This is a genomic window from Pseudoalteromonas sp. TB51, from assembly GCF_000498055.1.
GTDB lineage: Bacteria > Pseudomonadota > Gammaproteobacteria > Enterobacterales > Alteromonadaceae > Pseudoalteromonas > Pseudoalteromonas atlantica.
The window spans coordinates 1-10,093 of sequence record NZ_AUTO01000142.1 but is presented as its reverse complement, the minus strand read 5'-3'; the positions used below and the strand labels follow the sequence as shown (position 1 = coordinate 10,093).

Here is a 10,093-nt window from a genome sequence, read left to right as displayed (position 1 = left end):
CTAGTGCAGCAAATAAAAAATCAAAACTAATTTATACCCTGGCAGCATGGACCATCAGTGGGATGATATTTTTCCCAATTTTATGGACATTAATCACCAGTTTTAAGACCGAAGCAGAAGCTATATCAGCCACACCAGCGTTATTTGCTTTTGATTGGACAATGGAAAACTATCAAGATGTGTTAGCCCGCTCGCCGTATTTTGATCACTTTTGGAACTCAGTAGTTATATCACTCGGCTCAAGTTTATTGGGCTTATTAATAGCCGTACCAGCCGCGTGGTCAATGGCGTTTGTGCAAACGAAAAAAACTAAAAACCTACTTATGTGGATGCTTTCTACAAAAATNCTCCCGCCGGTAGGGGTGTTAATTCCTATTTATTTACTCTTTAGAGACTTTGCTTTATTAGATACAAAACTTGGCTTAGTTATTGTTATGACCTTAATAAACTTACCGATTATGGTATGGATGTTATACACCTACTTTAGAGAAATTCCGGGTGAAATTTTAGAAGCGTCACGAATGGATGGTGCAACTATTAGCGAGGAAATATTTCATGTATTACTGCCAATCGCATTACCTGGCATAGCCTCAACATTACTGTTAAACGTAATTTTGGCATGGAACGAAGCATTTTGGACACTCATTTTAACCGCTGCGAATGCCGCACCACTAACGGCATTTATTGCCAGTTACTCAAGCCCAGAAGGGTTATTTTACGCCAAGTTGTCGGCAGCATCTGCCATGGCCATTGTGCCAATATTAATTCTTGGTTGGTTTAGTCAAAAACAATTAGTGCGCGGCTTAAGCTTTGGCGCAGTAAAGTAGGAGAACACACATGGGCAGCATCACACTAAAAAAAGTAACTAAAAGTTTTGATGAAGTTAACGTAATTAAACCGCTTGATTTAGAGATAAAAGACGGTGAATTTATTGTATTTGTAGGGCCATCGGGCTGTGGTAAATCAACATTACTACGTATGATTGCCGGATTGGAAGACACAACCAGCGGCACAATTGAGATTGATGGCCAAGATGCCACACAGACGCCACCGGCAAAACGTGGTTTAGCTATGGTATTTCAGTCGTACGCTTTGTACCCGCACATGAGTGTACGCAATAACATTGCGTTTCCACTAAAACGTGCAAAAGTAAGCCCTGCTGAAATTGAAAGTAAAATAGCAAATGCTGCTAAAATACTTAATTTAACTGATTACCTAGACCGTAAACCAGGGCAATTATCGGGCGGGCAACGCCAACGTGTAGCAATAGGGCGCGCAATTGTTAGGCAACCGTCGGCTTTTTTGTTTGACGAACCACTTTCAAATTTAGATGCATCACTTCGTGTAAATATGCGCTTAGAAATTTCTGAGCTACACAAAAGCTTAGCTACAACAATGATTTATGTAACACATGACCAAGTTGAAGCGATGACAATGGCAGACAGAATTGCAGTATTTAATGGGGGGATTATTGAGCAAGTCGGAACGCCGCTTGAGCTGTATCAGCACCCGGTAAATAAATTTGTGGCAGGCTTTATTGGTTCACCAAAAATGAACTTTATTGAAGTAGATAACGATAGCCATGCACAAACGCACAGTTTAGGTGTGCGTCCTGAGCACTTTGAAATTTCAACTGAGTCAGGAACTTGGCAAGGTACTGTGGGCGTAATCGAGCATTTAGGTTCTGAAAGCTTTTTACATGTAACTATTAACGACGGCAGTACGGTTACGGTAAAAGCAGATGGCGATTGCCCACTACAATATGGCGACACAATTTATTTAAGTGCGCCTGAGCACAAGGTACATAGATTTGATAAAAATGGTTTAACGATTAAAAACCCAACAGTTTAATCCGCCGTTTTAGGCCAATACTTTAGGAATAGCAAATTTACCTAAAGTATTGGCTATTAAATTAATGTGACACTTCGGCATTTTATAAATGAATGATATATTTGCAAATATTATAAAATGATTTATCGCTAAAACTAAGCGGCTTATCAAAATAAGAGGTTTATGTGGCAAAGCTATCAAATACAGAAATACGTAAGCTCGATGATGCAGCTAGAGCAGGGTGGCTCTATTATGTTGCGGGTAAAACACAAGACGAAATTGCCAAAAAGCTCAATGTATCTCGTCAATCGGCTCAACGTATGGTGGCATTATCTGTAAGCCAAGGGCTTATTAAAGTAAGGCTCGATCATCCTATTGCTAAATGTATGGATTTAGCAGAAAAAATTAAAAGCCGTTTTGGCTTAGACTCTTGTGAAGTAGTGCCTAGCGATGGATCAGATCCAAACTCTACAGTGGGTTTAGCGCAAGCCGGTGCTGCTGAAATACAACGCCATTTAAAATCAGAAACACCGAAAATTTTAGCTATGGGGACCGGGCGCGTACTACGTGCATGCGTTGATGAACTGCCAACGCTAGATTGTAGCCAACACAAAGTAGTGGCGATGCTTGGTAACATGGCACTTGATGGGTCGGCTTCACCTTATGATGTAGTTGTTAGAATGGCCGAGCATATAAATGCAAAGCATTACCCAATGCCGCTTCCTGTATTACCAAGAAGTGTTGAAGAAAAACAGCAATTGCATTCACAACATAATATTACCAGTAACTTAAAATTGGCCACCCAAGCCGACGTAACGTTTGTGGGTGTAGGTAGCCTAGGCGAAAAATCACCATTGCATATTGATGGCTTTGTAGATGAGCAAGAGCTAAAAGAGCTACAAAATTTAGGGGCTGTGGGCGAGATGATCAGCTGGGTTTACGACAAACGCGGCCAATTAATTGACTGCACTGTAAACCAACGTGTTGCCAGTACGCCATTAAAAATTGAAGGTAATAAACAAATTTACGCTATAGCCGCCGGTGAAGATAAAGTACTTGCGATACTTGGTGCAGTTAGATCAAATATGATCAGTGGTTTAATTACTAACGAATACACAGCAGAGCGTATTTTAAGTATGGATTAGCTAAGGTTGTTTTAGGTAGCTTTTTAATATCTACGGATAATAACTGACCGAATGAGCCTTTATTTTTCAAAAAATGAAAACTAACAGGCTCATTTAAAATACCAATAAAGTTTTAATAAATTTAGGCTTTTTATAAAACGTTTTAAATAGCGCTGTAATAAAAGAACGTTGATGAAAATAGCAAAACAAAAACTGATGTGGTTAAAATTTTAAAGTAGCCAATGCTTAAAATTCTTTGCAAGTAATATAGTTAGTAAAGTTTTGAGTGTAATGGATAATAAAAGCGTAATGACCAGAAATAAACTAAAAACACATAGCAAAGTAAGGCTTGGTATAGCTTGGTAGAAATAAGCTTAATGTCCGATACCGTCTAGTATTGGACATAGTAGGAGTGTAATACGCGCTCCTTATTATAATATACATAACTACCTATAATTTATATTATGTTAAATAGGCTAAGTTAATACATAATCATAGTAACTATGCGTCCATTATTTAGGTATAAACCCCTATTTATGTGTAAGGGGTTGTTCATTTCTAGAATAATGATGATATGAGGATTTTCGCCCTCGTCTTTTGGAAAAGCCTATTATTACTGGGTTTAGTGAACCCTGAGCGCAAAATTCAATAAATCTAGATTACGCTTGGTTTTAGACGAAACTTGTTCAAACTGACTCATTATCCAATCATTCCTGCTCATTATACGTTTAGAATTAGATCATTGTTGATCGTTTAACTTTCCTTTAAATACACTTTAAACGCCTTTTAAACACTGTTTAAATATTTTGAGCTGCTGATATTTAAACTTTTTCGGCAGCTACAATTGTATTAAATGTTGGGCCTAGCTCTACAGTGATCATAAAACCTTGATACGATATTTTTACTTGATTGCCTATATAAGCAAATGTATTTGGTTTTTGAACAGCGTTCATTAGTTCGTGAACTTGTTCAATTGCTAGCTGGCCAGTTAAGAACTTTTCAATTTGAGCACTGCTGATAGTAACAGCGCTACTATATATAGGTGCGTTTTTACGTGATAGTTCGTTTAGTAAATTTACAGGCAAGTGCCCTAACGTAAATTGCTGGCTATCTGGTACCGACTTTTTAAGCGCTAGCTTTGCTGCTTGTAAGTTTACCTGCTTTATATAGTACTGCTGAGATTTTAAAACTGCTTCGTTAAATTGTGGTACCGCTAACTTTTGAATGTCAGTTGATATAGTCATAACTGATTTTCCCGCTGCAATGTCTGCGCCTAGCCATGCTTTACCAGGATTATAATCCCAACCCAAATCAATGCCTGGTAACTTACTCAGTTCTTCACCTGTTGATGGGTCTACAAATTTAAATGACTCAGTAAACTTTTTAACTGATTCTGGTTTAGTTACTGATAATCCCATGCGTGCAATATCACGCGCATTAAGTGATACCACTTTGCACCTGCAGTTATAACCATTCGGCGGATAATGCGTATCCCAAAACGAATGATCCACTGGCAGTAAAATGTAATTCCACTTACCGTGATCAGGTCTTACGCGGCTATCACCTGCAGTTAAGTATAATAAATAAGGTCTGCGTTCTTTTAAACGCTCTTGTTGTTGCCAGCGTCCAGCTGCACGCGCAGTGTTTTTGTTGTTTTGATAAATAACTTTTGTACGCCAACCCCGTTTGCCATTGTATGACCAACCGTGATCATCAACTATTTTGTCAAAGCGTTTTCTAAAGTCCGATATAGTCTCGCCGTCACTTATCGCTTTATCTACTGCTTTATATAGCTCGTTTATAATTTCGATTTGTGTTGCACCGGCAACGGTAAATGCTTTGGCGTGAATTAAGCCCTGTAAGTCTTTATATGACTCACTGGTAAGCTTAATTTTGTCTTTGAAATGAGAAATGGCTTCCTCGAACTTAACAAGGTCGCCATATTGTGGAGCTAGTAAGGCCATATTAGTGCTCTTTTAGCGACTGTTGAATGTCTTGAATTTCATTTCTACGTGAATTATCACGGCTATTACCAAAGAAGAAATTCAATATTGACGCTACAACGGTGCCCAAAATAAAGCCCAAAATGGTGTCTGCAAAGCGTGTTGCGGTCTCCGGTATGGTTAAAAACGTTATACAACCTATGTATATAACCGTTGCGACCGACCAAAACCACGCATAGTAATAAATGAAGCGTTTAGAAAACTTATCATCTTGATTAAGTGCCTGTATCTGCATGTTGCGGGCGCTTTGGCTGTTTTTAAACGCTAAATCATCAAGCTCTTTTTCACGGTTTAAAATGCTTTGCCTAAGTTCTTGTTGTAGTGCGCTGGATTGCTGAATACGGTTCATAGCTTCTTGCGCAGACCCCCCATTGGTGATGGTTTGCGCCATATCAACAACTTTCGACGCGACCTTTGATCCATTATCCCCCCCTATCCAACCGCCTATTTTTTTATCCAGGCCTGTGAGCTTTGCAAGGCCAAGTGCTATTGTAATTGGGTCCATTTATGCCTCCATTGATTCATAACTAACGCCACCAATCAGTTCAAGCTCTATATTTTCAATGCGCTTAAATTGTCGAACAAGTGACTTAGACGTTGTAAAAAAACAATCAAAAAATTCGGCTTTATCATGCAATTTTGGAAAGAGTTTTTTTGCATCGCGTTTTCCAAAGTTTTTTTGAATACGCTTAATTTCAGTAGGTTTATATAATGATATGGAGCGCTTGCGCCATACTTGTTCAAGGCATACAGGGCGTGATTCTTTTTTGTTACACCATTCACCTTTTATATAGTCATCAATATAAACGCTTAACACGGTTGTCGATTCAGATTTTCTCTGACGTTGAACAGAGACTCTGTGATCGCCTACAGAGAAGACAACATTAGCAAATGTGCCTGTAAGCTCGTTTTCTATCTCTATCCACTGCTCTTTAGAAATGGCCATAAGCGCCCCCTACAGTTTTGCTATATCGAGTGAAACTGCTTGCTCTATGCCTTTATCATCTTGCTTGTAAAAGCGGATAAAACGGGTTGAATCAACCACTCCAACAGACTCAGCAATAATATTCATTGCTTTGGTCCACTTGCCAGAATCGTCTGAAATTTCAAGTTTACGCAGGGCTAAAATGCGTTGCGGGTTAAGTGAACCCTGCTTATCGGTATTGAATGTTTTGCTTACAATGGCTTTAATGTTTTGGTTGCCGCCTTCGGTCCATTCGTCCAGGCATTGATCGATTAACTCTTTTGCAAGGCTAAGCTCTGGGCCAAGTTCAATACGTTCTTGCGTTTGCAGGGTGACTTTTAATTGGCTGTCAAAGGTGCGCAGTGTCACATTGCCTTTTTTACCGCCTAAGTTAACGCCATGTTCTTGCGCTAATAGCTCTATAAAGTCGTCTGCTTCAGCCATTAAACTTTGTTTAAATTCGGCCAGTGTTTCTTGCATTTCAAGGGCTTTATCAATGGCTTTTTTAACAAACTCATCTTTGATCAAGTCAGTTTGTTTGATGTTGGCAATAGCTACTAAATTACCTTTGCCGTCTTTTAAGTAACCTTCAGGTACATTATTCATCATCTATCTCCACAGTTTTTGAATTAGCCTCATTCATGCCTGCCATAAACTCATACTCCATTGCTGTTTGGGCAACGTCTGCCAGTGCTGAGTTTGAAATATCAGGAAATTGTGAGGTTATTTTTTGCTTAAGTTCGTCCAGGCTTTTAGCTGCCTGAGCAAATTGATAAATCTGTTTAATGGTGTCGTCACTTGCGTGATCAAACACATCAAATTCGCTGGTAAGCTCTACGCTGTCGGTTGGCTTTTTGGCAAACTCGGTTTTAGCAGGTGTTGCAATACCGTGGCCTTCGTCGGGCACGTCAAGTATTGCTTCACCGTCTTTTGGCTTTGGTACACCGAGCTCTTGATATGCCCACTCTTCACCAACTGGCACAATACGCGCTGTTTCGCGTACGCGAGTTACTGTGTCAGTGTTAATTTCGCGTTTGTCTTTAAATATGAATTTTGGCGGCTCACCACCGTCAAAATTTACCGTATGAAGCGAATTTAAAAGCTGATTACGATAAGAGGCTACAAGCGCCCTGTCTGAGCGTTGGTTGTCGCCAGCACGTTTTGCATGGGTTTCGCTGGCAGCACGTGCGCCGCCATTTTTTTGCTCTGTTGCTAAGGTTTGACTGGTTAAAGCTTTGCTTATTTCAGCATTACAAAAGTTAACTAAGCGCTCGGGCACTGGCTCGCCAGATAGCTTGCTTTCAATAATATCAATGCTGGTGTCATCGGGTATGGCGGCTATGCCATCTTGAACAAGCTTAGCTAACCCATCAAGTAAGTTATTTATGTCTGAATCTTTACTGCCTATTGGGTATTTACCCACAGGAAATGGAATACCAAAGCGCTCGCACAGCTGCACAAAAAACTTAAAGCCGCCATGCTTGAACGTCCATGGCCAAAAGCAACTACTTAATAATGCAATACCATACGGGTTTTCGGCGCTTGGCATATGGCGAACGCACGACCAACGCCGTTGATCAACTAACTCGCCTTGTGGGTTATCACTGGTTTTTACTAGTAATTCGTGATCACTGTTAAATGCAAAACGGCTATTACGCCAGGTCTCTACATACTCAGGTTGCCAATGACCATCCTGTTTAATGTATTTGCCCAAATGGGTGACACTAAAACCGTTTAAAATTGCGCTGTAATTGTGCCAGTCCATATCGGCCCATTCTGTATGAGCACAGGGTTTACGAGCAAAAAAGGCTTTAGCCAGTTCATAACTTTTTAAACTGGCAGCATCGTCACCGCCTGGCACAAGCTCAGTATTAAAACTGAATAAGCCACTGCGTAGCGAGCGCAACTCGCCAATAACGTGTGCATCACGGGCTATCTCTTCATAAATAGCGGTGTTTTTACCTGCGCGGCGTAATATTGGATCAGGGTTTGGTAGCTCAGTAATAAGCGACGTTAGGCTTGGATCTAAACGGTTTTGGTCAAACATACGGGTAAGCGCTGCGTATGCGTTAGATTTAATACGTGGCTTGCTTTTAAACATGATAGCCCCTTATTTGTTTGGTCACTTTGCGGCTATTAACACGGGGAATACCGCCCGCACCAGTACTGGCTACCATCCATAAAATGGCTAAGCCACAGCTTAAATCGTAGTGATGGTTTGTTTGCTTCTCTGGCCAGTTTTCAAGCTCATCAAGGAGTAAACGACACCGTGAGTGAAAGGCAATTTGTGCGGGAGTATTCGTTACATATGTTTCTAACGAGCCTATACGTTCCTCAGCAGGTATGGTTGCAGTAACACCGCGTAACGGTAGCGCTATACCTTGCTCTAGGCCTGTAGTAATAAATTGGCTGCGCATAAAATCAAAGGCGTTATTGTTCTCAAAGCCCCACACTCGACAGTTATATTCTTTTTGTGCGCGTATTAAATCGTTAAGTAAACGGCTGGTACCACGAACTTTACGGCTTTCATATTCAACATGTAGCTTTTGCAATTCATTAGAGTAAAAGCCTACTAATATAGCGCTGGGGTCAGCCTTTTCGGTTTTGCCCATGCTTGGGTCACATGCACCGTAGGGTATCCAATCGCTTAGGCGGTCAACCCAAAAATCAAACTGATAAAATATGGCTTCTTCGTCACTTTTGGCAATACCTTGCATTTCGCGGTTAAACTCACGCTTATTAGCCGCCCACATACACATTAAATCGTAAAGCGAACGCACACTTGGCCAACTGGTAGTTGCACCTTTAAGCATTTGCTTTTTACGCTTTAACCAAAACTTAAACGAGGGTTTTTGCTCGGTTGAGACCGCATCACCTTTGGCTGCGGCACGTTTTTCAAAGCGTTTGTCGTCATGCACCATTAAATCGCGGCATTCTTCCCATAGGTCCATGCGTTCAGGCATTTGTTCAATGGCTTTAAAGCGGTGAACAATGTGCCCTGGTGCTTCTTCGGCGCGGCTTATTGGGTCATCATTGTTTAAAACAGTGTTTACACCTAGGAATTTAACGGTGCCATCTGGTGGGCCAAGGTATTGCACTGCTGCTTCTAAGAAGCGCCAGCGATTATCACGTTCAGTGGGAGATTTCGCCTCGGCATCGGTAATAATGTCATCTGATAGCAGTAGCTTAGGGCGGCTTGCGCCATGGAACGTACCACGTACAGATTGCTCAGCACCACGGCTTTCAAACCGCACACCTTGCGCCGTTACAAACTCGCCTAATTTCCATACGGGGGATTTTTGGCACACTTCGGGAAAGTCTAACGCAAGGTTATTATTGTTAAGCAGCTCGGTTTTAACTACCTCGAGTGTTTTGGTTGGCATTTTGGTTTCTGCGCCAAACAAAATAACAAAGTCGATGAATTGGGTTATCTTCTCTAAGCCCAGGTCTTGGCATATATCAGGGTCTTGTAGTAGTGCCTGCACAGCAACATACACGGGCGCTATTTTTACGCCAAGGGTACTTTTACCCTCACCACGCGGGGCCACAAACCAGTTTTTCCACCCGTTTTTAAGCTTTAGTGCTTCGGGAAACCAGTTCATAAAGTAGCTTTGAAACTCAGAAGCCTCTTGATTGTCATCAAGCCACATATGATGTGGGAAATACGTATACACAAAAAACTCAAAGTCGCCACTAAGTACACGTTTACGACGCTCTTTAATTGCTGCGGGGCTTGGGTCAATGTTGCGCTCTTTTGCTTCAATATCGCGGCGTAGTGAACCGGTGATTTGCTCTATTTCAGCTAAAAATTCACGTGAATTCATATCAGCCATTAGTCATCTAACTCCGTGTCGAGCTTAGGGCCAAAGGCGGTAAGTATTTCAACAAACTCTGGCGCAAATTCAGGGTATTTCGTGGATACAAACTTAGCCAAAATTTTAAGTACTTCGGTAGCAATAGTCCTCTTTTCAAGACGTTTATTACCGCCCGACACTTTCATGACTTTGCTCATCATATCGGTGAGTGAGCTGAGTATTTTGGTTCGTTGATCAAGTGGCAGCGCTGCGCCCTCAGGTGATTTTAAAAGCTCAAATGTTTCGTTAACTTGAATGGTGAATTCTTCAATGAAATCGGTAGTAAACTCCCCTGCAGTACCTTCGCTACGGCGGCTT

General features: G+C 41.1%; 10 protein-coding genes. 3 read left to right on the top strand and 7 right to left on the bottom strand.

Features of this window, described 5'->3' with window-relative positions:
* Nucleotides 1-29: 29 nt before the first annotated feature.
* The 3 genes from L650_RS0107445 (at nt 30) to L650_RS0107435 (ending at nt 2,975) form a co-directional block, all read left to right on the top strand.
* Nucleotides 30-827 (top strand): carbohydrate ABC transporter permease, encoded by a 798-nt coding sequence (locus L650_RS0107445; RefSeq protein ID WP_029772720.1) that lies wholly within the window; start codon nt 30-32, stop codon nt 825-827.
* Nucleotides 828-837: 10 nt separating this feature from the next.
* Nucleotides 838-1,851, top strand: a complete 1,014-nt coding sequence (locus L650_RS0107440) for an ABC transporter ATP-binding protein (protein WP_029772719.1) — start codon at nt 838-840, stop codon at nt 1,849-1,851.
* A gap of 164 nt (nt 1,852-2,015) precedes the next feature.
* Complete coding sequence (locus L650_RS0107435; protein ID WP_004586535.1) at nt 2,016-2,975, top strand: sugar-binding transcriptional regulator; 960 nt, start codon at nt 2,016-2,018, stop codon at nt 2,973-2,975.
* Nucleotides 2,976-3,775: 800 nt separating this feature from the next.
* Here L650_RS0107435 and L650_RS0107430 read toward each other — a convergent pair.
* From L650_RS0107430 to L650_RS0107400, 7 genes are all read right to left on the bottom strand, one after another.
* Nucleotides 3,776-4,918: a phage minor head protein gene (locus L650_RS0107430; RefSeq protein ID WP_029772718.1), complete on the bottom strand. Its 1,143-nt coding sequence runs from the start codon at nt 4,916-4,918 to the stop codon at nt 3,776-3,778.
* Between the two features lies 1 nt (nt 4,919).
* Nucleotides 4,920-5,462 carry a hypothetical protein gene (locus L650_RS0107425; RefSeq protein ID WP_029772717.1) on the bottom strand — a complete coding sequence of 181 codons (543 nt, stop codon included), beginning with the start codon at nt 5,460-5,462 and terminating at the stop codon, nt 4,920-4,922.
* Nucleotides 5,463-5,903 (bottom strand): hypothetical protein, encoded by a 441-nt coding sequence (locus L650_RS0107420; RefSeq protein ID WP_029772716.1) that lies wholly within the window; start codon nt 5,901-5,903, stop codon nt 5,463-5,465.
* 9 nt (nt 5,904-5,912) lie between these two features.
* On the bottom strand, nt 5,913-6,530 hold the full coding sequence (locus tag L650_RS0107415) for a DUF3164 family protein (RefSeq protein ID WP_223230552.1): 618 nt from the start codon (nt 6,528-6,530) through the stop codon (nt 5,913-5,915).
* Nucleotides 6,520-8,022 (bottom strand): DUF935 family protein, encoded by a 1,503-nt coding sequence (locus tag L650_RS0107410; protein ID WP_029772715.1) that lies wholly within the window; start codon nt 8,020-8,022, stop codon nt 6,520-6,522. Before L650_RS0107410 ends, L650_RS0107415 begins: the two co-directional genes overlap by 11 nt.
* Nucleotides 8,015-9,754 carry a hypothetical protein gene (locus L650_RS0107405; RefSeq protein WP_029772714.1) on the bottom strand — a complete coding sequence of 580 codons (1,740 nt, stop codon included), beginning with the start codon at nt 9,752-9,754 and terminating at the stop codon, nt 8,015-8,017. The genes L650_RS0107410 and L650_RS0107405 overlap by 8 nt, the downstream gene beginning before the upstream one ends.
* On the bottom strand, nt 9,754-10,093 hold a 340-nt coding region (locus tag L650_RS0107400; RefSeq protein WP_029772713.1), incomplete at its 5' end, for a DUF1804 family protein. The genes L650_RS0107405 and L650_RS0107400, both read right to left, overlap by 1 nt.